Origin of the sequence: Paenibacillus piscarius, from assembly GCF_022234545.1 — a bacterium.
GTDB lineage: Bacteria > Bacillota > Bacilli > Paenibacillales > Paenibacillaceae > Paenibacillus_AQ > Paenibacillus_AQ piscarius.
In genome coordinates this window covers 40,242-62,717 of the sequence record NZ_JAIEUI010000009.1, presented here as the reverse complement: position 1 = coordinate 62,717, position 22,476 = coordinate 40,242, and the positions used below count along the sequence as shown (strand labels likewise).

The following is a 22,476-nucleotide window of genomic DNA, read 5'->3' as shown; positions in this document are numbered from 1 at the left end:
GTATCATGTTCGTACGTACTGATGATAAAATCACGGCTACACAAGCGGCCATTTTCCTGAACAATACGCTGCTGGGCGCAGGAATATTGACGCTGCCGCGCAGCGTCAGCAAGGAGGTCAAGACCCCGGACGGCTGGATTTCTGTCCTGCTCGGCGGAGTTATTGTTATGCTCGCTGTATTCATCATGGTGAAGATCAGCCAGCAGTTCCCGGGTAAAACGGTCTTCCAGTACGCAGGCAAGCTCACCGGCAAGTACATCGGCGGGGCGCTGTCCCTGCTGCTAATCGGTTATTTCATTATTATCGCCGGCTTTGAGATCCGCAGTCTGGCCGAGGTCACCCTGTTCTTCCTGCTGGAGGGGACTCCGATCTGGGCGGTGATTCTTCCTTTTCTCTGGCTCAGTACCTATCTGGTATACGGAGGCATCAATTCTATTGCCCGTGTCTTCACCATTGTCTTTCCGATCAGTATTATGATTCTGCTGATCTCGTTCGTGCTCAGCCTGCGGCTGTTCGATATCGATCATCTGCGTCCTGTACTGGGCAATGGCCTCGCCCCCGTATTCTCAGGACTCAAGTCCACCGTGCTTGTCTTCACCGGTTGTGAAGTTACCATGACGCTGGTCGCCTTCATGCAGAACCCCAAGCAGGCAGTCAAGGCTATCCTGGGAGGCTTATCCGTTCCGCTGATGCTCTATCTGCTGACGGTCGTTATGGTCATCGGCGGCTTATCCATTAATTCGCCTATTACCAGCACCTGGCCGACCATCGACCTGATGCGCAGCTTCGAGGTGCCGGGCTTCTTCTTCGAGCGGATGGAGTTCCCGTTCATGGTCATCTGGCTGATGCAGATGTTCTGTAACTTCAGCAGCTTTTTTTTCCAGGCGTCACTCGCTGTGTCCCAGACCTTCAAGCTTAAGATCCATCCGGTGATTTACACTATGGTTCCGCTGCTGTTCCTTTCGGCAATGACTCCACGGACCTTAAGCGACCTGTTCGCTCTCGGGGATACCATCGGTAAGATCGGCGTAGTGCTGTTCTTCCTGGTTCCAGTGCTGCTCTCTGTAGTCTGGCTGGTCCGGGTGAAGGGGCTGAAGCAGCATGTGTAGACGAATTCTGCTGCTGCTCTGCAGCCTGCTTATCCTGGCCACACAGACCTCCTGCTGGAGCAGCAAGGAGATCGAGGACCTGGCTCTGTATGCCGGACTGGCTCTGGATACTCCAAAGCTTACACATACTGAACAGCAGATGGAGGATCAGGGCGCAACCTATACGAAGCGGAATCAGATTACAGCCACTGTGCAGGTAGTCCCGGCCAATTCCGTTGGCGGCATAGATAATCCCGGGAACCAGAGCAGCAGCGGAGCGCCCTATCTGAACGTTGGAGGAACCGGTGATTCTGTGCTGGAGATCTTCCGGCAGTATTCCATCCTGCGGGAACGGCCGATCATCGGCCACCATCTCAAAGTGATTGTCATCTCTACCGAGCTGCTCAAGCGGCAAAAGATGAACCAGTTACTGGACTTCGTGCTCCGCGATAATGACATCCGCCCCAGCACCATGGTGTTCTTAAGCCAAGGCCGGGCCGAGGAGACGCTCAACTCCAAGCAGCAGAATGTAATCCCTGCCTTCCATATCCGGGACATGCTGCGCAATCAGAAGCGGACCAGTAAGGTCCTGGACCCGGTGATTCTGTCTAAAATGGATGCGCTCATGTTCTCCAAACGCAGTTTTGTGCTGCAGAATCTGGTGACGGCCAACGGGGAGACGGAATTCTCCGGCGCCGGAGTGATCAAGGGGGAAACCGGCCACTGGGTAGGGACACTGGATCAGGAGGACACCGAATGTCTGACCTGGCTGAACAACTCCGCCCAAGCGGGTGTCATCAAAACGTATAATGAGAACAATGAGCCGATCACCTATGAATTGAAAATGATCAAAAGCACGATCACAACCAAGCTGGTTGACGGTAATCTGGCCTTCGATGTTAAGGTGGAAACAGAAGGAAGGCTGAGCGAGAGCTGGAGGACAGGTGAATACCCGTCAGCTACCCATCATGAGAAAAAATCTGAGAAACTGTTCACCAAACGGCTGGAGCAAATGATGCAGAAGCTGATGCACAAGCTGCAGAAGGAGTATAAAGCCGATACCGCCGGGTTCTCGGAGAAGCTCCGCATCCAGAAGCCGGCGTTATGGAGAAAATACAAGGATCACTGGGATGAGGTCTTCAGCCGGACGCCCGTCCATATCGATGTGAAGCTGGAGATTACAGACTTCGGCTCCTTCACTCAATAAAATAAAAGAAGCTGTCCCAGGCCATATCCTCATGGCCCGGGACAGCTTCTTTCCGTTATTTAAGACCGGTCGGACAGAATCAGCACGCCGCGGCCGGGAACAGCCGTAGGGCCGCTGAATTTCTGGCCGGTCAGCAGATCGGTCCGTTCACCGGTGCCGATATGGGCGATAAGCTCCTCGGCGCTGTGGTTCAGCAGGAACAGGTAGGAGACGCCCTCCTTCACCCGCTGCACCGACTCGATGCCCTCCGGCGCGCTCACCAGCGGAGTGATGCCGTTCTCTTCGCACAGATTCGCCAGGAACCCGCGCAGGAATGCGGCATCCGGGCTGGTCGCCACATAATACGCCCGGCCTGCACCGAAGCGGTTCACGGTAAGGGCCGGCATTCCTTTGTAGAAGTCAGCGCCGTATTCCGCCAGCACCTCCGCGCCTTCGGCATGAATCAGATCGCACAGCAGGCCGCAGGCATAGGAGCGGTTCAGGGCTCCCCAGTCCTGCTTCATTACCATCTCATTGCTCATGCCCGGCAGCAGCGCATCGATCTCCTCGGCCCAGATGCCCAGCACCTTGCGCAGCTCGCCCGGATAACCTCCGACCGTAACCAGGTCATTCTCATTGACAATGCCGCTGAAATATGTGGTGATGAAGGTTCCGCCCGCCTGAACGAACGCTTCGACCTTCGCCGCGAAGCCCGGCTTCACCATATACATTACAGGGGCAATGATAATCTTGTACTTCGACAGATCCTCTTCCACGCCGATCATATCCGCTTCAATATGCTGCTGGTAGAGCGCATCATAATATTTGTGAACCTCGTTCACATAATTCAGCGCCACCGACGGGCCGCTGGAGAGATCCAGCGCCCAGCGGTTCTCCCAGTCATAGATGATGCCGATCTGCGCTGCGCTGCGGGCATCCAGCAGCTCGCTGCCAAGCTGCTCCAGCTCACGGCCCAGCTCGGCGCATTCCCGGAATACCCGGGTATGCTCATGCCCTACATGCTCAATCACCGCGCCATGGTACTTCTCGCACGCCCCGATCGAGCGGCGGAGCTGGAAGAACATCACGGTATCTGCACCGCGCGCCACCGCTTGATAGCTCCACAGGCGCATCACGCCGGGACGCTTCAGGGAGTTATACGGCTGCCAGTTCTGCTGGCTGGGCGTCTGCTCCATCAGCATGAACGGCTGGCCGCTCTTCAGGCCGCGCATCAGGTCATGCGTCATGGCCGTATAGCTGACCGGCGTGTCCAGTGCAGGATAGTTGTCCCAGGAGATGACATCCATGTACTTGGCCCATTTGAAATAATCCAGCTCCGGATAGAAGCCCATCAGATTCGTAGTAATCGGAATATCCGTGCTGTGCTCCCGGATGGCCTCATATTCCAGCTTGTAGCATTCCAGCAGGCTGTCCGACATGAACCGGCGGTAATCCAGCGAGATTCCCTGGAAGTTGGTGCGGTTGCCGCCCCACTCCTCACTCAGCTCATTCGGAACAACGATCTCCTCCCAATCATAGAAGGTATGGCCCCAGAAGCGGGTGTTCCAGGCCTTGTTGAGCGCTTCCAAAGAACCGTAGCGCTCCTTCAGCCATACGCGGAAGGCCGCCTCGGACTGCTCGGAATAGTCATAGCCGCCGTATTCATTGGAGATATGCCAGGCCACCAGTCCCGGGTGGTCCTTATAGCGCTCTGCCAGCTTGCCGGCCAGCAGCGCCGCATATTTGCGGTACACTGCACTGTTCGGATTGGAGTTATGGCGTCCGCCGAATTTGCGTTTGCGGCCCTGAACATCCACCCGGGTCACCTCAGGATAACGGCGGGCCATCCAGGCCGGATGGGCGCCGGTTCCGGTAGCCAGGCATACATAGGTTCCGTTCTTATAGAGCCGTTCGATCATGTCATCCAGACCGGTGAAATCATACGTATCCTCAGACGGCTGAATCAGCGCCCAGGAGAACACATTAATGGTCGCTACATCAATACCGGCCAGCTTGAACATCCGTTCATCTTCTGCCCAGTCCGGGGCCTCCCATTGCTCGGGATTATAATCTCCGCCATACCAGATCTTCGGCAGCCTCTCGTTGATCACATCTCACACTTCCTTTATAGTAGTATAAGTATATTCTTATTGTATCCTCTATCCGAATCGCTATAAATATAAAATTAATGACCTCGCATATAATAATATGGAACACCAGGAGATGAATGAAATGGCCGCTGACACCGTCCGCCGCATCGTATTCGCCCAGGAGAGCAGCCAGCTCCTGCCTATCACACTGGACAGTATGGGCTATAACCCCGACCAGGAGAGGGTCTCCCGGCCGCAGGGCTTCCACACCTATCACTGGCTGCAGACCGCCCACGGCGAAGGCATCCTCCGTCTCGACGGCAAGGAGCTTAGACTTACTGAAGACACCGGTATTCTGCTGACTCCCGGTACACCGCACAGCTATGCGGCAACCTCTTCCGAAGCCTGGCGTACCTATTATCTCACCTTCGGCGGGACCTCAGCCGCACATATTCTGGAATCGCTTGGCATGAACGCCAGCCTGTTCTACCGCTGGGAGAGCGAAGCGCCGCTCAGCCATATGCTGGACGGGATGCTGGACCGCCATGATGCTTCCAGCGACATGTTCAGCCTCGGTGAATCCAGCGATGCCTACCGCTTCCTGCTGACCCTGCACAAGTACGGCCAGCTCCACAACAACGCGGCGATCTCCCGCAATGTGGATAAGCTGCAGCCGCTGCTGAGATGGATGGACAGCCACTACAGCGACCCCGGCATCGGGCTCCAGGATCTTGCCGCCCGGCTCGGGGTCTCAGGCCGGCATCTGAACAGCCTGTTCCTGCAGACCTTCGGCCTCTCCCCTTATGCCTATTTCGTGCGGCTGCGCATCCGCAAGAGCAAGGAGCTGCTGGTAGCCAATCCCCGGCTTACGGTCAAAGCCGTCTCGCAGCTGGCCGGCTTCCGTGATGTCAGCCACTTCGTAGCCACCTTCCGTAAGCAGTCGGCGCTGACGCCGGAACAATTCAGGAAGCTGCATTAATCTGCGGGCAACGCCGCCTTCAGCTCTTCGATGAACTCCCGGAACGCGCTCGTCATATAGAGATCACGCCGCCGGACGAACACGGTCGGGACCACTGCATATTTCTCGGGGAACGGATAGATGCGGATCCCCTCCGTCACATTCATCCGGGTGAAATAGGATAAGGGCAGCACGGCATAGCCCATTCCCGCCTTCACACAACCCAGCAGACCCTCCATCGTCCCGAACTCCATCACCTTGCCCAGCCGGCCGCCTTCTTCGGCAAGCCAGCTCTCCAGCCGGTCCCGGTACAGGCACTCTGAATTAAGCATCAGCAGGGTCTTATCATGCAGGGAGGTGACCTCCTGATACTCCATCGCATCCGGAATGACAAGTCCGATCCGCTCGTGAATGACCAGCTCCTGGACAAGCTCGGGATGCTCCACCGGTCCGTCCATGAAGGCTCCATGAACGGTATGCTGGAGAACCGCCTGGATCAGCTCCCCCGCCCGTCCGATCTGCAGATGCACTTCGACATCGGGATAACAGCTGCGGTATGCGGACAGGACGGCAGGCAGCCGGACCGCTGCTGTCGTATCCGAGCCGACTGTAATGGATCCCTTGGGAACCGGAGAATCCAGCACCGCCAGCTTAGCCTCGTCCAGCAGAGCAAGAATTTTAACAGTGTATTCCATGAACGTCTGCCCTGCTGCAGTCAGGGTGCTCCCCCGGCTATGCCGGTAGAATAGCGGAGTTCCCAGCTCCTGCTCCAGTTGCTGAATTCTCGCAGTCACGTTGGACTGCACATAGTTGAGACTTTGCGCTGCTTTGGAGATGCTGCCTGCCTCAACAACAGCCTTAAATACAATAAGAAGACCGATATCCATTATGCATTATTCCCCCCGGTCACCCATCAGCCGCAGTGATGGCCTCTATCATTTCCCTTCATTATACATGATCCGCTCCGCAGATTATGATGAAAGTACTTATAAGAAGGAGTGATCGCGATGGGACACAAGCAATGGACCTTCACAGCCCCCGGCAACCCGGCGGGTACAGAATTAGTGATAGATACGAGCCGGATCACGACAGTCTATGACCTGCTGAACAGACTCCGGGCTGAAGCGCAGCAGCAGAATCCGCAGGTTATCCCCCTAAGCACCCGCAGGGAGAGACACCGGCGCCATCCTTCCGCTTGAGAGACTGGCATATAACCAAAAGGACGCTCCCGCTCCCTCCTATTATGGAAGAGAGCGGGAGCGTCCAGGATCCTTTTTACATAAACCGCTTGTGCCTATTACTTCTTCAGCTTATCCCACGCAGCCTGCATGCCTTGCTCCCAGCCCGCTTCATCCACCTTGTTCGCAATCAGCTCCTGAATCACGCTGGCGAATTCCTGGGTAACGCCGTCAGGGAATTTGGAGGCCTGAAGTCCGTAGACCTTGCCTTCCTTCACATACTTCCACACATCCGCACCCAGCAGGCCAATATCTTCAGGCGTTGCCGGAATGGTGGAGAGGGCAGGGATGAACTTCCACTTTTTGACGATATATTCTTTGCCCATGTCAGAGGTGACGAGCCAGTTCAGGAAGGTCTTGGCTTCCTCCTTGGACGCCGATTCCTTGTTCACGACCAGGTTCGCCGGAATGCCGACAGACAGCTTATCGTTCGCCTCCGGATCATCGTTGATCGGCATCGGGAACATCCCAATGTTCATGTCAGGCGTGATATTGTCCACCAGCGTCTGGGCCCAGTTACCTTCCTGCATCATCGCGGTTTCGCCGTTTGCGAACAGTGCCAGATGAGTGTTGGCGTCAGTAGTCAGCGGATTCTTCTGACCGTACTTCACCGTCAGGTTCAGCAGGTTGCTCCAATCCTTGAACTTCTCATTCCCCACGATTGAGGCCGTTCCGGCGTTCAGCCCTTGAATGAATTCGTCTACATTAGGTTGCTGGGCAAAAGCTACGCTAATCCCCTGAATCCCGAGCAGCCACCACTCCTGATAGGCGTTGCCGAACGGAGTCACATTAATGGCCTGCAGCTTCTTCGCGGCTTCCTCCAGCTCGGTAATCGTCTTCGGCGTCTCGGTAATTCCGGCCTTGGCGAACAGATCCTTGTTATAGACAAATCCGATGCCTTCCAGGTTCATCGGCATCCCGTAGGTTTTGCCGTCCTTGGTCATCGGCTCTGCTGCGAGCGGAATCAGATCCTTCACCCAGGGCTGGTCGGACAGGTCTTCGAGTTTATCCTGCCACAATGCCATTTCCGCATAACCGCCATTGGAGAAAATATCAGGCGCATCGCCGGACGCGAACTTGGTCTTCAGGGCTGCCCCATAGTCTGCACCGCCGCCGACCGTCTGGATATCCAGCTTGATGTTAGGATGCTCCTTCTCGAACTCTACCTTCAGCTCGTTCAGACCTTCCACGATCTCTGTCTTGAACTGGAAAATCTTCACTGTCTTCACAGCGCCGCTGTTGCCAGCGCTTCCATTTGATCCATTATCAGATGCGGTATTCCCCGAATTACCGCCGCAAGCTGCCAGCACTGCAGACATTAACAGAACGGATGACATTGTCAGAGCCGCGCGTTTCTTCATCATTAGTAATTCCCCCTTGAATAAATTGACAAGCTGTATATATGTGGAACGGGAGCCCGGTGAATTAACCCTTCACCGAGCCGGCCGCTATTCCCTCAACAATGTAACGCTGCATGAACAGATAAAAGATAACAATCGGCGCAATCCCGATGGTCAGTGCCGGAAGCGCCATATCCCATTGCTTCGTATATTGGCCGAAGAACGAGAAGGTGGCCAGCGGAATCGTCCGCAGTCCGGGTGCCTGGAGAATCAGCGATGGAAGCAGATAGTCGTTCCAGATGCCCAGGGCATTCAGCACGATAATGGTCATCAGCATCGGCTTCAGCAGCGGCAGCACGATGCGGAAGAAGGCTGAGATCGGGTTGCAGCCATCCACCGTGGCCGCCTCTTCAATCTCCAGCGGTACGGATTTGATGAAGCCGTGGAACAGGAAGACCGCCATCGGAATGCTGAGCCCGAGATGGGAAATAATGAGACCGGTGAAGGAATTGTTAACACCCAGAATGTTCACGACCTTCAGGATCGGAATCATGATCGTCTGGAACGGCACCACCATCGCCGCTACGAACAGCAGCAGCAGCAGCTTGTTGAACCGGGTATTGGCACGCACCATCCGGTAGGCCGCCATGGCGCTGAACAGCGAGATCAGCACGACACTGACAATCGTGACCAGCAGCGAATTGCGGAAGGCCTCAGAGAACCGGGCCAGCTTCCAGGCATTCACATAGTTGGACCACATGAAGCTCTGCGGCCAGCTGGCTGCGTCACTTAGAATCTCACCGAAGGATTTCAGCGAGTTCGCGATCAGGAAGTAGAACGGAGAGAGGAACAGAAGCGCAAGTAAGATCATGATCACTTCAATGCCGATATTCCATCTGCTGGTTGTCTTGGCATTCATTAAGCTTCTACCTCCTTGCTCTTCGTTATACGGACCTGGATGATGGTGATGATCGCTACAATGAGGAAGAACAGCAATGCCTTGGCTGTCCCCAGACCATAGCGGTTATTCAGGAACGCTTCATTATAAATGTTCATCGCTACCGACTCTGTTGACTTGAACGGCCCGCCCTTGGTCAGCGACAGGTTCAGGTCGAACATTTTGAACGACCAGGAGATGGCGAGGAATAATCCGATCGTCACCGCAGGCATAATCAGCGGAACGATGATGCTGCGCAGCACCTGCATTCTTGAGGCGCCGTCAATCTCGGCCGCTTCCAGCACCTCGCGGGAGACATTGCTGAGCGAAGCGATGTAGATGACCATGAGATAACCCGAAGACTGCCAGATGAACACCATGACGATGGCCCAGAAGCCGGTAGTGGCATCCCCCAGCCACGGAAGGTTGAAGAAGGACCATCCGGTCAGATCGCCCATGGTGGCGAAGCCTTTGATGAAGATGAACTGCCAGATGAATCCCAGCAGCAGACCGCCGATGACGTTCGGCATGAAGAAGATGGTCCGCAGCATGTTGCGTGATTTCAGCGGCTTGGTCAGCAGGTACGCCAGGAAGAAGCCGACTATATTCGTCAACACCACGCCCAGGACGGTGAATCTCACCGTGAACCAGAACGAGGACCAGAAGTCAGGATCATTCGTAAAAATTTTGCTGAAGTTATCAATACCGACCCAGCTCACCTGACCCGATACGCCGTTCCAGTCCGTGAAGGAATAATACATCCCCATCAGAAACGGAACAATCATGATTAGAGTAAAGAACAATACCGCCGGGCCGACGAAGAATAGCTGCTGGCCGAATTGCGACAGCTTGTTGCTGTTCATGTTAGGGCCCCCCTTTCTTTTACACACTTACTTGTTTATGATCTAAAGATATTATCTTAGATTTGCGGCGGCGCTTACACCTACGCAAGTGATCTTTAGGGTGTAAAATATTGATCTGGATGTGACTCCCCTATGAAATGGAACAGTATCCGCACGAAGCTGATCGTCTTTCTGCTCGTGCCGACCATTATCTGCATTATGGCTACGATGTATGTAAGTTATTCCCATACGACCAGCTCGCTGAGAACCCGGGCGGTCGATGAGAACAAGAACCTGCTGTATCAGGGCTACAAGAACATTGACAGCCTGCTGCAGGAGATTAACCGCCTGTCGCTGAGCGTCTATTCGGACGGTGACTTTTACCGCCTGCTGGAGGCCGGGTATGATGATCTGTCCTCGGACATTGCCATCTATAACTCGCTCAATTACATCTCCACCTCGCTGCCGAACATATCCCAGGTATACCTGTATGGCGTGAAGGATGCCAAGGCAACGCTGATTACCGATAATACCACCCCCAAGCGCTGGCTGGCCGATGCGCCTTATCACACCTCCAACCTGGCCGGGAGCGCTGCGGTTAGCGTGCAGACTACACATCTGAGCAATGCTTACGGGCTCCGCCTGCCGTTGACGCAATTCGTGCCGGAGCCGGTATTCACGATCCACCGCCGGATTGAGCGCATTCCGACCACACAGGCCCTCGGCTACCTGTCGATTGATGTGAAGCTGGCCGCGCTTAAGGATATCGTAGGACAGCTGTACGACCAGCAGCAGGAGAAGCTGTATCTGGTGGACAACGGCGGCAAATTGGTCTACAGCCCTGACTCCGCGCTGCTCGGCAAGCCGCTGAATACCGCCTGGTACAGCAGCCAGATCGCGGGCAGCACACAGCCTCAGGGGTATTTCGAGCAGGACAGCTCGGTGTTTATCTATCAGCATATTGACAGTCTCGGCCAGGATTGGACGCTGGTCAAGCAGATTCCCGTCTCCTCTCTGTTCCGCGAAGCCAAGGAGGCGGCGGCAATCAACCTGCTGCTGCTGGCGCTGCTGCTGCTGATTATCACTGCTCTGATCGTTCTGGTCTCCTTCCGCATTACTGCCCCCATCAAGCAGCTGACCCGTTACATGAATCAGGTCAAGGCGGGTAATCTCGATGTGGACATCCAACCGGCGGGGAAGGATGAGATCGGGGTGGTTACCGGACATTTCCGCAGCATGATGGACACGATCAACAACCTGATCCTGCGGGAATACCGGCTGGAGCTGGCGAGCCGGACTAATGAGCTGCGGGCGCTCCAGTCCCAGATCAACCCGCATTTCCTGAACAATACGCTACAGATTATCGGCACGCTGGCCCTGGAGCTGAAGGTGCCGCAGATCTACGCCCTGCTCTCGGCCCTGGCCAAAATGATGCGCTACAGCATGTACAATGATGAGAAGATCGTGACGGTCCAGAATGAGCTGGACCATGTCAAAGCCTATATTGAGCTGCAGAAGGAGCGGTTTGAGAACAGGTTCAGCTTCCGCTACGATATAGAGGAGCCGCTGCTTCAGGCGCTGATGCCCAAGATGATTCTCCAGCCGATTGTGGAGAATTACTTCAAGCACGGGTTCAGTCTGGACCGCGGGGACGGGCTGCTGGAGATTACAGCGGCCCGGCTGGCCCAAGGCCGGATGGAGCTGTGCATCTGCAACAACGGCCTGCCTATCCCGGCAGGCCGGCTGGAGGCGCTGCGCCGGGAGCTGCTTCAGCCGCAGGCTGTAGAGGACAAGAATCTGCTGAGTCCGGCGGGCGAAGAGCATCTCAGCAAACGCGATGCTCCGGGCGCAGGCCTGGGACTTGGCAATGTGCTGGCCCGGCTGCGGCTGGTATGCGGGGATAATGCGGTAATGACTGTAGACAATCTGCAGACGGGCGGAGTGATCATCCGGCTGCAAATCGATATTGTAGTGGAGAGTGAATCCAGATGAAGGCGCTAATAGTAGATGATGAACCAAGAGTCCGGAAGGCGGTGCGGCTGCTGGTGGATTGGGAGCAGCACGGCATCAAGGAGATCCTGGAGGCCGGAAGCGGCAATGAAGCTATCGGGCTGATCCGCACGGAGAAGCCTGCTCTTGTCATTATGGATATGATGATGGAATCCGGGAACGGCGTGGAGCTGATGACCTGGGTCGATGAATTCGCAGGCACCGCCAAATTCATTGTGGTCAGCGGACATGACGACTTCGACTTCGTCCGCCAGACCGTCCGCCACGGCGGCATTGACTATATTCTGAAGCCGATTGAGGCGGATACGATTAACAACGCGGTGTCCAAGGCGGTGCTGGCCTGGTGCACCGAGGAAGAGGAGCGCCGCCAGCGGCAGCACCAGAGCCTGAAGCTGAACGAGATCAAGCCGATTCTGGGGGAGAAGCTGCTGTCAGCCCTGATCGATGACAGGGTCAATGCCGAGGCCTCGCTGCGCCGCCTGACCGCTGACGGCGTCCTGCCGCCGCAGATTAGGGCGGCGCGCCTGATCCTCGTGCAGACGGACAGCGGCAACAACCCGCTGCTCCGGCGGTTCGGCGGGGACAGCGAGCTGCTCTACTATGCCATCGTGAACATCTGCAACGAGTTCCTGCAGCCGGAGGGCCGGGGCATTGCCTTCCGCTACTGGGGCGGACCGCCGGAGATCGCCATCCTGCTCTGGGGGGCTGGAGAATCTGTAACCGGGCTGATCGGCCGGATCAACCAGGGGCTCTACCTGACCCTGCAGTTCCGCATGCACTTTGGGATCAGCAGAGTGTGCGCGGTTCCGGGAGAGCTGCCCGCAGCGCGCGCGGAAGCCGCCGAAGCGCTGCTCCGGCGGAATCTGCTGCGGCATGAGGATTACTGCCATTATGCGGAGGCTGAGCCAGCGGCTGGCGCGGGAGCAGGCGGCGCGCCGGACGGGTTGGCGGGCACAATGACGGGCGTAGTGCCGGATGGAACTCCGGGCGGAGCGCGTGATGGAAAACCAGGTGCGTTGACCAGAGAACTGCCAGGCGAGGGGCCGGAGGAGATGGCTGGCGGAATGCGGGGCAAACGGCTGAGCGGGATGTCCGGCGGGGAGCAGCCCGGCAAGCGGGAGGCCGCAGCACCGCTGAGCTTCGCCGATGTCCAGGAGGACTGGCGGCTGGCAGTGATGAGCGGTACGCCCGAAGCCCTGAGCGCGGCGGCGCAGCACTGGACCCAGGAGCTCAGCCGCCGGGGCGTAGTCACCCCGCAGATGCTGAACGCCTGGAAGGCCGATGCGCTGCTGCTGCGCGTGCGGCTGGTCCGGGCGGCGCTGGGCAGCGGGGCGGACAGCGCCCTGGCCGAGCTGGAGCAGCTCGACCGGGAGAACCCGTCGCCGCTGCCCGGCGGCTATTCGTTCTCCCTGTTCGCCTGGCGCGACTGGTCATATACCTTCATGCAGCAGCTGTCTCAGCTGCTCTCCGCAAGAACGGTCAAAGAGCGGAATCCGATGGCGGAGATCATCCGGTATATCGGGCAGAACTACCCGTCCGACCTCTCCCTCCAGGAGATCGCGGGCAAATTCCAGGTCAGCCGCGAGTATATCTCCCGCCGCTTCAAGCAGGAGCATGGCATTAACTTCTCTGACTACATCGTCACCGTCCGCATTGAGAAGGCCAAGCTGCTGATGCAGAATCCGAACCTCAAGCTGGCCCAGATCGCAGACATGGTCGGCTTCCACGATGTCAAATACTTCAGCAAGGTCTTCAAGAAGCTGACCGGCTATTCGCCGAAGGACTACCGGGAGCAGGCGGAGCATTAGCTCCGCCTGGGGGCAGGGACATTGCTGCCAGGGTACTATGACCGCTATCATCCGGATATGGCTGCCCCCCACCCGCTACTCCCGCCCAACGGCCAACTGACTATTGAGCGTTCGTTCCCCTCGTTTGTTCAACCGCCTGACCTTGGACAACAATTGGAAAAACGCAGCTTATTTCCGCAATTCCCGCCGAATAGACTGAAGCAATTGGATTAACAGCATCTATTACCGCCAGATCCCCCGAACTAGGTGAAATCAGGCAAATATAAGTGCTGTTTCTCCAACTAATCTCCCGGAAGGGTGTAATCACTCATCAGCAAGTGGACATAATCCAACTATTCTCTCCACAGTATCCCAGTTACTTTGCACCAGCTCTCACGCTCCCCGGCACTCCTGCCTTCCCACACTCCAGTCCTCTTACTTCCCAACTCCCTCCTCAACTCTCACACTCTCCAGTATTCCTGCCTCTTCACACTCCAGCCCCGTCACTCGGCCTTCTTGCCACCACACACTCCAGCCTTCTACTCCCGGTACTTCGCCCCCTCACACTCCAGTACACACACGTATCCTATCCAGCAAATACCGGTTCTTCACAAACAAACCTTTAACTCCTAACTCCGCAAGTAAGACATAACTGTATTTGGTACAGCTAAATCCGCCTCTAAACGCCTTAAACACACTATAACTGCATTCCATACAATTACATTTTGAGAATTGCTTTGGTTGGGCCTCTGAGCCACTTTTTAGTTGTACAGAATACATTTAAGTTACAGAATATGGGGAAGTGCAGAATAATAAGTGTAGGAAATACAGTTATCCATCAGTCGCATATCTCGCAATCATGCAATCGTTCAACCATTCAATTAGAGCAATCGGGCAATAGCGAAAAAGGCAGATCGGTCAGGATACCGATGGCCCTCCGCCATACCACGCCAGAAAAGCGTCCGCCACCGCCTTACCGGCCGTGCCGTTCGGGTGCGGGTCGAACTCGTCGCTCATATACTCCGGCTTAATCCGGTGATCTGCGGGTGTCGGAACAGAGAGGACGGCGGCCATGTCGAATACGCGGTCCACCCCGGCCGGCGGGCTTGTACGGATGCAATCATTCACTTTACGCCAATGGGTCTCCCACTCGTCTGCAAAGTTGAAAGGCGGCACGGTACTGAGAGTCACTGTTGTCTCCGGCTGTGCTTCCTTAATCCGGGAGATGATGTACGCGAGGTCCCCCAGCAATTCATCTGCCGTGCGCTGGCCGATATCCAGATCGTTCACGCCCAGCACAATCAGCACTTCATCGCCCTGCTGCGCCTTATGCAGCCAAGGGCCGTCCTTGGCTACATCGTAAGCCCGGCCCCAGCCGGAGCCGATATTCCACACCCCATACTCCGTTCCCAGCCCCTCTGCGATTCTTGCCGCCCAGTGCGCATATTGGTCCTTGGCGGTCCGCACCCCCTGCGTGATGGAATCACCCAAGAGTACCAGTCTCTTCGCCACTAGTTTCTTGTAGCCCAGGAAGCTTGGCAGCACCTGGAGCTTATCCGATGCGCTGAACCCGGCTGCCGTCTCCTGAGCAGCTAGTGTGCCTGGCGCATCGTAGCCGGAGACGAGCATTCCCTCCACATTGAAAGGGAATGATTTGCCTGGACCGGCCGTCTTCAAGGTCCAGGTGAAGGCCAGCAGGTGCCCCTCCGGCAGCTCCACAACAGCCTCGTCGCTCCAGAACTGCCCGCCCGGCTCCACGCGCCGCGACAATTCGCCGCCGAAGGTAACTGGCACCTGCGAGCCCGGCACAACACTGCCGTCCGGCATGGTCCCGCCATCGGCGACATAAGCCGCTTCGATGCTCCACTCGCCGCCCGGTTCACTGCCTCTGGCCTCTGCGCCCTGATCCCAGGTCGAGTCTACCGCATTGCTGTGCCAGAATTTCAGCGTCAGTCTGCCGTTCTCCCGCAGCCGGATATAGGTCCGGTACGTATGGGTGAACGCCTCCGGCGCATTCATAATATAGTTGGCGGCTGTAGACAGCGCGGTGGCCGAGCTGAACTCCGGCTGGCTCAGTATTCCGGCTGCACTGTTCTCAATATTGTTCATAGCGATCGACTCCTTTATTCTGATGTTGCATGATCTGCAACCTTGATGCCTGCGAAATCCGCTATTCCGGTGCAATGTTGCACAAAATGCAGAAATTTCGCCGCTGATTCGCTCAGGGAAGCTGAAATGCTGCATTTTTGACAACAATTCGCCATAGCCCTGCTTCTGCAGCAGGGACTGTTGCAATTCTTGCAACATCTAGTCCATTGTCCGCCATTGCGCGCAACAATCTTCCCCACCGCCGCCAATCCCCAAAAAGCTCCCCGATCCAGGAGACGAATGTCCCCTGTCATCAGAGAGCTAGGTTACTTAAGGGCACAGCCATAGGCTGAATCAGTGTGCGGGTGTGCTAAATCTGTATGCGGCTTACTTCAGCGTAATCGCAAACGACACTGACTTCGCTCCCGCGCCCACGCTCACCGTCGTCTCATCGGCCTGCTCCGCACCTTCCACCGAAGCGATGGCCCCGAGGTCCTTCACCGCGAAGGTGAAGGCTTTGCCGCTGCCTTCTGCCGTTACGGTTACAGTGCTGCCGCTGCGTACCGCTTCAACCTTCAGCTCTGGAGCGCCGTTCACGTCGCGGACAGTCGCTGCCGCCGTCTTCCCGTCCTTCAGGGAATACAGGCTGAGCTTCACGCCGTCGGCAAAATCATAATCCGGCCGGTGATCCACGCTGCCTACAGCAAGCAGTGCATTCTGCCGCACGAACAGCGGCAGACTGAAGAAGTCATGCTTCTCCTTGCGCCATGCTCCGCCCTGTACGGTCTCTCCGCTCAGCAGGTGAGTCCAGCGGCCTGCCGGCAGGTAGTACTTCACTTCGCCGTTCTCCTGGAAGATCGGCGCGACCAGCAGGGAATCTCCCAGCATGTACTGGCGGTCCAGAATTTCGCAGGTCGGATCTTCCGGGAATTCCATGACCATCGCCCGCATCGAAGCCCAGCCCTGCTCATGCGCCTGTCCGGCAACATCATACAGGTATGGCATCAGGCTGCATTTGAGCTTGGTGAAGAAGCGGGTAACGTCCACGGCTTCATCGTCATACGCCCAAGGCACACGGTACGAGGTGCTGCCGTGCAGGCGGCTGTGGCTGGAGAGCAGGCCGAAGGCCAGCCAGCGCTTGAACACATGCGCCGGCGCAGTATTCTCGAAGCCGCCGATGTCATGGCTCCAGAAGCCGAAGCCGGACAAGCCGAGCGACAGGCCGCCGCGCAGGCTCTCGGCCATCGATTCATAGTCGGCGTAGCAGTCGCCGCCCCAGTGAACCGGGAATTGCTGGCCGCCGGCGGTGGCGGAGCGTGCGAAGACGGCGGCTTCATTAGTGCCGAGCTTCTCTTCCAGCACCTCGAATACAACCTTGTTATACAGCTGGGTATAGTAGTTATGCATCTTGTACGGATCGGAGCCGTCGAAATAGACCACATCCGTCGGAATCCGCTCGCCGAAGTCGGTCTTGAAGCTGTCTACGCCCATATCGACCAGATCGCGCAGGTAACCGGCATACCATTCGCAGGCCGCAGGGTTCGTGAAGTCTACCAGTCCCATGCCCGCCTGCCACAGGTCCGTCTGATAGACGTCGCCGTTCGGCCGTTTCAGCAGATAGCCGTTCTTCTTGCCTTCTTCAAACAGCGGGGAACGCTGTCCGATATAAGAGTTGATCCAGACGCAGATCTTCAGCCCCTTGTCATGCAGGCGCTTCAGCATCCCCACCGGGTCCGGGAACACGCGGGAATCCCACTGGAAATCGGTCCACTGATATTCGCGCATCCAGAAGCAGTCGAAGTGGAACACATGCAGCGGCAGATCGCGCTCCGCCATCCCCTCCACGAAGGAATTCACCGTAGCTTCATCATAATCCGTAGTGAAGGAAGTGGTCAGCCACAGCCCGAAGCTCCAGGCCGGAGGCAGCGCAGGCTTGCCGGTCAGGGAGGTGTATTTGGTAATGACCTCTTTAATGGTCGGCCCGTCAATGACGAAGTATTCCAGGCTCTCGCCCGCTACGCTGAACTGGGCCTTCTTCACCTTCTCTGAAGCGATTTCATACGAGACCAGCTCCGGCTGGTTCACGAAGACACCGTACCCCTTGCTCGTCACATAGAACGGAACGTTCTTGTACGCCTGCTCGGAGCTTGTACCGCCGTCTTTGTTCCACAGATCAACAACCTGGCCGTTTTTGACAAAAGCCGTAAACCGCTCGCCCAGACCATACACGAATTCGCCGACGCCTAAGTCCAGCTCCTCCCGCATGAAGGTGTTGCCGTTCTGATCCGTAATATAGGCCATTGACTTGAAGCCGCTGCCGGTAATCCGTTCATCGCCGCGGTAGAAGTCCACCGACCAATGGGTGCCTTTGTTGATGACCACACGGAGTCCGCCGCTGATCAGCACGGTCTGCGCTTCGCTCTCCTCCACCTGAACATGATCGCCCGTTCCTTGGGTCAGCTCAAACGAAGGTCCGCGGTTAATCACACCATCGTTATGAATAATCTTGACTCCCACCACACCCGGTAGCGGGGAATGGAATTTCACCGTCAGCAGCGTGGAGTTGAGCGTAGCCGAACGTCCTGTAATCGGAGTCGTCTGCGAAATAGCGGTCAGTCCTTCTTCCGTCCGCTCCACTACATAATTCTGCACCGCACCATTAATTGTAATCCCGTCCCGGACGAGCCAGAGACCGTCTGTAAATTTCATAAGTGTGCTTGCCACCTTTCGATTTGCTGTTTATAGTTGCATTATACCGATAATAAAAGCGCATAACTAATATAATATAGCTTATTTATAACACTATTCTGACGTTTATTGCGAAAGGAGGGTGCTAATCCATGGACCGCACCTCGCAGCGCCTGCTCAAGGAAGACCGTGAACACGGAGACGCCATGTTCCCCCTCGCCGCCTATTGGATCGAGCTGCCCGCCGGAGCGCATGTATTGGATACCCACTGGCATGAGGAGGCCGAGTTCTTCCTGCTGCTGGAGGGGGAGATTCTGTTCCAGGTGGATACCGACTATTTCACGCTCCGTCCCGGCGAAGCTGTCTTCATCGAATCCGGCGATATCCATGCCGCCTATGCGCTGGCGGATACCCCTTGCCGGTTCTGCGCCCTGGTCTTCCATCCTGATCTTCTGGCCAGCGCCCAATATGATACCATCCAGCAGACCGTCATTCTGCCCCTTCAGGAGAAACGCCAGAGCTTCCCGCGCCATCTTACCGCTTCCGTGCCTTGGCAGGGAGAGCTGCTGCTGCACCTGAACCATATGTTGAAGGCCTATGAGCAACAGTTGCCCGGGTTTGAGTCTTTCATCAAAGGCACCCTGCTGATTATGCTCTCGCAGATCGCGCTGCCGGGACGTTCGGTGAACCACAGCCCCTCGGAGGGGGCGGACAATACGAAGGCGGACCGGCTGAAGAAGGCCATTCTCTATATCCAGGACCACTACCAGGAGCCGATCCGCACACGTGACCTGGCCGGGCTGATTCCGATGAGCGAAGGACAGTTCTGCCGTTTTTTCAAAAGCATGACCCGCAAAACGCCCGTCGATTATATCAACTCCTACCGGGTCCGCCAGGCCGCAGCACTCCTGCAGCAGAGTGACCGCAAAATCTCCGATATCGCCATGGATGTCGGCTTCGACAACGTCAGCTACTTCATCAAAGTGTTCCGCAAAGCGATGAACTGCTCCCCCTCTGAATTCCGCAGGGATACCGGCCTGGCCGCCGGACAGAACATGCTGTACCCTTAGCTCCCGGCCAGGTTCCGGGATAAGCCTCTGCTTACGGATCGTCCGATCCGTTTAAGGTATGATAAGGGCGCAGCACAAGCCCGCCAATCTACTTACAGGAGGCAGATACTCATGAACCAGCATGTTACCTTGCCGATTGAGGTACAGGACTTCTACAATGCCGTGAACCAATACCAGCCGGAGGCGTTCATCGATTTGTTCGCACCCGGCGCTGTCGTGAAGGATAACGGGAAGACGGCAGAGGGCACTGAGGCTATAGCGGCCTGGGGAGAATCCGAGCTATTCTCGGCCAAGGTCCGCTACACCATTATGGACATTGAGGAAGCAGGAGGCCGCATTGCAGTGACCGCCGAGATGGAGGGCGAGTTCAACAAGAACCGCGTCCCTGCCCCGCAGCAGTTCCGGCATGAATTCAAGGTACAGGGCGGCAAAATCAGTTCCTTACACATCACGCTTGAGCAGGATAAATAGCAGCAGCTGCTGTGCATGCACAAAGGGAGCCGCAACGCTGCGGCTCCCTTCACTTTATTCCCCGAATGCTATGGACAATTGAAACTCTCCGCCCTCCAGGGCAGCGGCAATCGTGCCCCCCTGCTTCTCCACCAATTGCTTCACAATGGCAAGGCCAAGGCCGAGCTGGCCGCTTGACCGCGAAGGATCGCTGGTGTACGTCCGCTGGAACAGCCTGGGCAGATCTGCCCCGCGGATATGCTCCGTTTCATTGGCGAACTTCAGCTTTACCTGCTGCTGTTCCGTATACAGGGAGACAGTCAAGCGGTTTTTGCCGTAACGGAGCACATTCTGGAGCACATTGGAGAAAATGCGGATCATCGCTTTCTCATCCAGCGGGATGGCCTTGACGTTCTCATCCAGGTGAAGCTGCACCTCGATGCCCTTCTGCGTAAGGTCCGGGTGAAACGCCAGAATCACTTCGCTCAGCAGGCTGTAGAGATAGACCGGCTGGCTGTCCAAAGGCGTGTCCCCCGAGTCGATACTGGACAATTCATAGAACGCTTCGACAATATTATTCATGACCGCCATCTTATGCATAATGATCTCCAAATACTGCTGCCGCTCGGCCTCGGAAGCCAGGGGATCTTTCAGCAGATAGGCGTACCCCTGCATGGACGTAAGCGGAGTCCGCAGATCATGGGACAGATTGGCGATCTCTTCCTTCACGGCGTGCTCTCTTGACTGGTGGATTACCCGCTCTCTCTGGCGCTGATCCAGCAGCCGGTTCACAGCCACGATAAGCTTCTCCATCTCCTTCCCGGGCAGAGGCAGCTTGACATGCAGGTGCTGCAGGGAAGACGACTCCCACTCCGTCAATTGCCGCCGCACTTGAATCATGCTCTGCCGCTGCAGCAGATACACAAGGAATATACATACAGCGGCTAGAGCGGCAATAATGAACATAGCAAGATACATTTGTCTTCCCTCCTTAGCTGCACCTGTTAGAACTCTTCCTTCCTGAACAGATACAATCCTAGTACATAAAAGAACAGCGTACACGCCATTCCTGTAACCCACGGCTCCCAGGCAGGATAGGTTGCCACATCGTAGGCATTGAACAAGTAATAAGCAGGGCTATGACTGTAAAGCCAGGCCGCCCAGGTAAATCTGCCCTTCAGAGCGCTTAGAACCATGTAGGGCAGGAAATAGATTAGCAGGAACACGGTAGATATCTGTGCATTCTTGTTCATCACAGCGTTGATACAGAAGTAGGTGGTAACGCCGGCAATCATAATAGGCAGCATACCAAGCAGCATCTGGCAGTATTCCGTAAGGGCATATTCATAGCTGCGGAATAGCAGCTTTGAGCCGAGCAGAACCGAGATCCCGACCAGAGTGAACGCGAACAGCAGGAAGCCGGCCAGTGTAACCAGCAGCTTGGCGGTGTAGATCGAGCGTCTGCTGAAGCCGTAGGCTACGGTATTTTTGAGCACATGCTTGTTATCCCCCATCAGAACTCCGGTAAAAATAGACAGCAATGCGAATACCACAGGCATCATTGACAGCACATTCCGGTAGAAGAAGCGCTCATTCCCATAGGGGAAATCCGGCACAGACTCATGAAAGACCATGAGTGTTATAGCGGCAGCGACCATTAACACCGCACAGAGCAACCCGTAATAATAATAGTTCTTGGTGCGGACAAAACGGTACTGCTCACTTTTCATCAGATTAAGCATGACGCTCACCTCCCAGCAGACCCAGGTAGTATTCTTCCAGGTCCCCGCCGGTCGCCGCAATAGAATACACGCTGACGCCCTGGGCATGAAGCACCCGGTTGAGCTGATCAGTCTTATCCATCCCGCCGGAGAGCAGAATCCGGTGTCCCGGCAGAATCCGGTAAGGGATACCCGGGAAATGCTTCTCCAGAACAGTAGACGCTTTGCCGCTGTCATCCACAACAATCTCTACATTTCTTCTGGTCTTCTGCAGCAGTTCTTCTGCCGTCAATTGCTCCACAATCCGTCCCTGGTCCATGAAAATATAACGGGTAGCCACACTCTGCAGCTCAGACAATACGTGGCTGGAGATGAGGATCGTGACCTTCTTCTCTTCATTCAGGGTCTGCAGGAGCTGGCGGATCTCCGCCTTCCCCTCCGGGTCAAGGCCATTGGTCGGTTCATCCAGGATCAGCAGCTCGGGACGGGTCATCAGCGCAAGTGCGAGTCCCAGCCGCTGCTTCATCCCGAGGGAGAAGGCTTTGAATTTCTTGTTCGCGGCATGAAGCAGATTGACATCCTTAAGCGCCTGCTCAATGGAATCCTTACCGGCCAGCCCCCTCTGCAGGCGGAAATACTCCAGGTTCTGCCTGGCCGTGAAGTCCGGGAAGAACGCCGGCTCCTCAATCATCGCCCCGATGCTCCGGCGTCCCTTCCGCAGACCGGCGTCATCGCGGTGTCCGTAGAGCGTAATTGTGCCTGCCGACGGAAACACCTGCTCTGTGATACATTTGAACAGCGTGGTTTTGCCTGCGCCATTTTTACCGATCAGTGCTACGATATCCCCTAACTCAATCTGCAGGTTAATATCCCGGAGCGCGTAAGCTTCCTGATAGGTCTTACCCAGCGCCTTAATCTCCAATATACAATGCATCATCGTTAAGACTCCCTTGCCGTTTGATAATTCCATTGTATAAAGAACA

General features: G+C 56.1%; 18 protein-coding genes. 8 read left to right on the top strand and 10 right to left on the bottom strand.

Features of this window, described 5'->3' with window-relative positions; all coding sequences use genetic code 11:
• Nucleotides 1-5 precede the first annotated feature (5 nt).
• Together K1558_RS16055 and K1558_RS16050 are read left to right on the top strand one after the other, a co-directional pair.
• Nucleotides 6-1,109, top strand: coding sequence for a GerAB/ArcD/ProY family transporter (locus K1558_RS16055; RefSeq protein WP_238652626.1), 1,104 nt, complete (start codon nt 6-8; stop codon nt 1,107-1,109).
• Nucleotides 1,102-2,295 carry a Ger(x)C family spore germination protein gene (locus K1558_RS16050; protein WP_238652625.1) on the top strand — a complete coding sequence of 398 codons (1,194 nt, stop codon included), beginning with the start codon at nt 1,102-1,104 and terminating at the stop codon, nt 2,293-2,295. The genes K1558_RS16055 and K1558_RS16050 overlap by 8 nt, the downstream gene beginning before the upstream one ends.
• Before the next feature lie 59 nt (nt 2,296-2,354).
• Here K1558_RS16050 and K1558_RS16045 read toward each other — a convergent pair whose 3' ends face one another.
• On the bottom strand, nt 2,355-4,385 hold the full coding sequence (locus K1558_RS16045; protein ID WP_238652624.1) for a beta-galactosidase: 2,031 nt from the start codon (nt 4,383-4,385) through the stop codon (nt 2,355-2,357).
• Nucleotides 4,386-4,506: 121 nt separating this feature from the next.
• On the opposite strand from K1558_RS16045, the gene K1558_RS16040 reads away from it, so the two are divergent.
• The gene (locus K1558_RS16040; RefSeq protein ID WP_238652623.1) at nt 4,507-5,343 is read left to right on the top strand and encodes an AraC family transcriptional regulator; all 837 of its coding nucleotides are present in this window, start codon (nt 4,507-4,509) and stop codon (nt 5,341-5,343) included.
• Here the strand turns inward: K1558_RS16040 and K1558_RS16035 are convergent.
• The gene (locus K1558_RS16035; protein ID WP_238652622.1) at nt 5,340-6,209 is read right to left on the bottom strand and encodes a LysR family transcriptional regulator; all 870 of its coding nucleotides are present in this window, start codon (nt 6,207-6,209) and stop codon (nt 5,340-5,342) included. The two genes, K1558_RS16040 and K1558_RS16035, sit on opposite strands and share 4 nt — an antisense overlap.
• Nucleotides 6,210-6,329: 120 nt before the next feature.
• Here K1558_RS16035 and K1558_RS16030 point away from each other — a divergent pair, with 120 nt between their 5' ends.
• Entirely contained in the window at nt 6,330-6,521 is a 192-nt protein-coding gene (locus tag K1558_RS16030) for a hypothetical protein (RefSeq protein WP_238652621.1), read from the top strand.
• Nucleotides 6,522-6,619: 98 nt separating this feature from the next.
• On the opposite strand, the gene K1558_RS16025 is transcribed toward K1558_RS16030, so the two are convergent.
• The 3 genes from K1558_RS16025 to K1558_RS16015 all read right to left on the bottom strand — a co-directional run bounded on the left by K1558_RS16025 (nt 6,620) and on the right by K1558_RS16015 (nt 9,700).
• Entirely contained in the window at nt 6,620-7,924 is a 1,305-nt protein-coding gene (locus tag K1558_RS16025; protein WP_238652620.1) for an ABC transporter substrate-binding protein, read from the bottom strand.
• Between the two features lie 61 nt (nt 7,925-7,985).
• Nucleotides 7,986-8,819, bottom strand: coding sequence for a carbohydrate ABC transporter permease (locus tag K1558_RS16020; RefSeq protein WP_238652619.1), 834 nt, complete (start codon nt 8,817-8,819; stop codon nt 7,986-7,988).
• On the bottom strand, nt 8,819-9,700 hold the full coding sequence (locus K1558_RS16015) for a carbohydrate ABC transporter permease (RefSeq protein WP_238652618.1): 882 nt from the start codon (nt 9,698-9,700) through the stop codon (nt 8,819-8,821). Before K1558_RS16015 ends, K1558_RS16020 begins: the two co-directional genes overlap by 1 nt.
• Before the next feature lie 132 nt (nt 9,701-9,832).
• Here K1558_RS16015 and K1558_RS16010 point away from each other — a divergent pair, with 132 nt between their 5' ends.
• Both K1558_RS16010 and K1558_RS16005 read left to right on the top strand, forming a co-directional pair.
• On the top strand, nt 9,833-11,671 hold the full coding sequence (locus tag K1558_RS16010; protein ID WP_238652617.1) for a cache domain-containing sensor histidine kinase: 1,839 nt from the start codon (nt 9,833-9,835) through the stop codon (nt 11,669-11,671).
• Entirely contained in the window at nt 11,668-13,497 is a 1,830-nt protein-coding gene (locus K1558_RS16005; RefSeq protein ID WP_238652616.1) for a helix-turn-helix domain-containing protein, read from the top strand. The genes K1558_RS16010 and K1558_RS16005 overlap by 4 nt, the downstream gene beginning before the upstream one ends.
• An 897-nt stretch (nt 13,498-14,394) precedes the next feature.
• Here the strand turns inward: K1558_RS16005 and K1558_RS16000 are convergent.
• Both K1558_RS16000 and yicI read right to left on the bottom strand, forming a co-directional pair.
• Entirely contained in the window at nt 14,395-15,585 is a 1,191-nt protein-coding gene (locus K1558_RS16000) for an SGNH/GDSL hydrolase family protein (RefSeq protein ID WP_238652615.1), read from the bottom strand.
• Between the two features lie 366 nt (nt 15,586-15,951).
• Nucleotides 15,952-18,273: an alpha-xylosidase gene (gene yicI / locus K1558_RS15995; protein WP_238652614.1), complete on the bottom strand. Its 2,322-nt coding sequence runs from the start codon at nt 18,271-18,273 to the stop codon at nt 15,952-15,954.
• A 131-nt stretch (nt 18,274-18,404) separates the two neighbouring features.
• On the opposite strand from yicI, the gene K1558_RS15990 reads away from it, so the two are divergent.
• Both K1558_RS15990 and K1558_RS15985 read left to right on the top strand, forming a co-directional pair.
• Nucleotides 18,405-19,322, top strand: a complete 918-nt coding sequence (locus K1558_RS15990) for an AraC family transcriptional regulator (protein ID WP_238652613.1) — start codon at nt 18,405-18,407, stop codon at nt 19,320-19,322.
• A gap of 111 nt (nt 19,323-19,433) precedes the next feature.
• Nucleotides 19,434-19,793 carry a nuclear transport factor 2 family protein gene (locus K1558_RS15985; RefSeq protein ID WP_238652612.1) on the top strand — a complete coding sequence of 120 codons (360 nt, stop codon included), beginning with the start codon at nt 19,434-19,436 and terminating at the stop codon, nt 19,791-19,793.
• 54 nt (nt 19,794-19,847) lie between these two features.
• Here K1558_RS15985 and K1558_RS15980 read toward each other — a convergent pair whose 3' ends face one another.
• The 3 genes from K1558_RS15980 to K1558_RS15970 are packed head-to-tail and all read right to left on the bottom strand — an operon-like array spanning nt 19,848 to nt 22,430.
• A complete protein-coding gene (locus K1558_RS15980; RefSeq protein WP_238652611.1) occupies nt 19,848-20,750 on the bottom strand; it encodes a sensor histidine kinase in 903 nt (300 codons plus the stop codon).
• A 26-nt stretch (nt 20,751-20,776) separates the two neighbouring features.
• Complete coding sequence (locus tag K1558_RS15975; protein WP_238652610.1) at nt 20,777-21,514, bottom strand: ABC transporter permease; 738 nt, start codon at nt 21,512-21,514, stop codon at nt 20,777-20,779.
• Nucleotides 21,507-22,430 carry an ABC transporter ATP-binding protein gene (locus K1558_RS15970; RefSeq protein ID WP_238652609.1) on the bottom strand — a complete coding sequence of 308 codons (924 nt, stop codon included), beginning with the start codon at nt 22,428-22,430 and terminating at the stop codon, nt 21,507-21,509. The genes K1558_RS15975 and K1558_RS15970 overlap by 8 nt, the downstream gene beginning before the upstream one ends.
• Between the last annotated feature and the right edge of the window lie 46 nt (nt 22,431-22,476).

Bases quoted from the DNA above. Each gene is read 5' to 3' on its own strand.
- K1558_RS16055 (WP_238652626.1), top strand. From the start codon at position 6: ATGTTCGTACGTACTGATGATAAAATCACGGCTACACAAGCGGCCATT.
- K1558_RS16050 (WP_238652625.1), top strand. From the start codon at position 1,102: ATGTGTAGACGAATTCTGCTGCTGCTCTGCAGCCTGCTTATCCTGGCC.
- K1558_RS16040 (WP_238652623.1), top strand. From the start codon at position 4,507: ATGGCCGCTGACACCGTCCGCCGCATCGTATTCGCCCAGGAGAGCAGC.
- K1558_RS16035 (WP_238652622.1), bottom strand. From the start codon at position 6,209: ATGGATATCGGTCTTCTTATTGTATTTAAGGCTGTTGTTGAGGCAGGC.
- K1558_RS16030 (WP_238652621.1), top strand. From the start codon at position 6,330: ATGGGACACAAGCAATGGACCTTCACAGCCCCCGGCAACCCGGCGGGT.
- K1558_RS16025 (WP_238652620.1), bottom strand. From the start codon at position 7,924: ATGATGAAGAAACGCGCGGCTCTGACAATGTCATCCGTTCTGTTAATG.
- K1558_RS16020 (WP_238652619.1), bottom strand. From the start codon at position 8,819: ATGAATGCCAAGACAACCAGCAGATGGAATATCGGCATTGAAGTGATC.
- K1558_RS16015 (WP_238652618.1), bottom strand. From the start codon at position 9,700: ATGAACAGCAACAAGCTGTCGCAATTCGGCCAGCAGCTATTCTTCGTC.
- K1558_RS16010 (WP_238652617.1), top strand. From the start codon at position 9,833: ATGAAATGGAACAGTATCCGCACGAAGCTGATCGTCTTTCTGCTCGTG.
- K1558_RS16005 (WP_238652616.1), top strand. From the start codon at position 11,668: ATGAAGGCGCTAATAGTAGATGATGAACCAAGAGTCCGGAAGGCGGTG.
- K1558_RS16000 (WP_238652615.1), bottom strand. From the start codon at position 15,585: ATGAACAATATTGAGAACAGTGCAGCCGGAATACTGAGCCAGCCGGAG.
- yicI (WP_238652614.1), bottom strand. From the start codon at position 18,273: ATGAAATTTACAGACGGTCTCTGGCTCGTCCGGGACGGGATTACAATT.
- K1558_RS15990 (WP_238652613.1), top strand. From the start codon at position 18,405: ATGGACCGCACCTCGCAGCGCCTGCTCAAGGAAGACCGTGAACACGGA.
- K1558_RS15985 (WP_238652612.1), top strand. From the start codon at position 19,434: ATGAACCAGCATGTTACCTTGCCGATTGAGGTACAGGACTTCTACAAT.
- K1558_RS15980 (WP_238652611.1), bottom strand. From the start codon at position 20,750: ATGTATCTTGCTATGTTCATTATTGCCGCTCTAGCCGCTGTATGTATA.
- K1558_RS15975 (WP_238652610.1), bottom strand. From the start codon at position 21,514: ATGCTTAATCTGATGAAAAGTGAGCAGTACCGTTTTGTCCGCACCAAG.
- K1558_RS15970 (WP_238652609.1), bottom strand. From the start codon at position 22,430: ATGATGCATTGTATATTGGAGATTAAGGCGCTGGGTAAGACCTATCAG.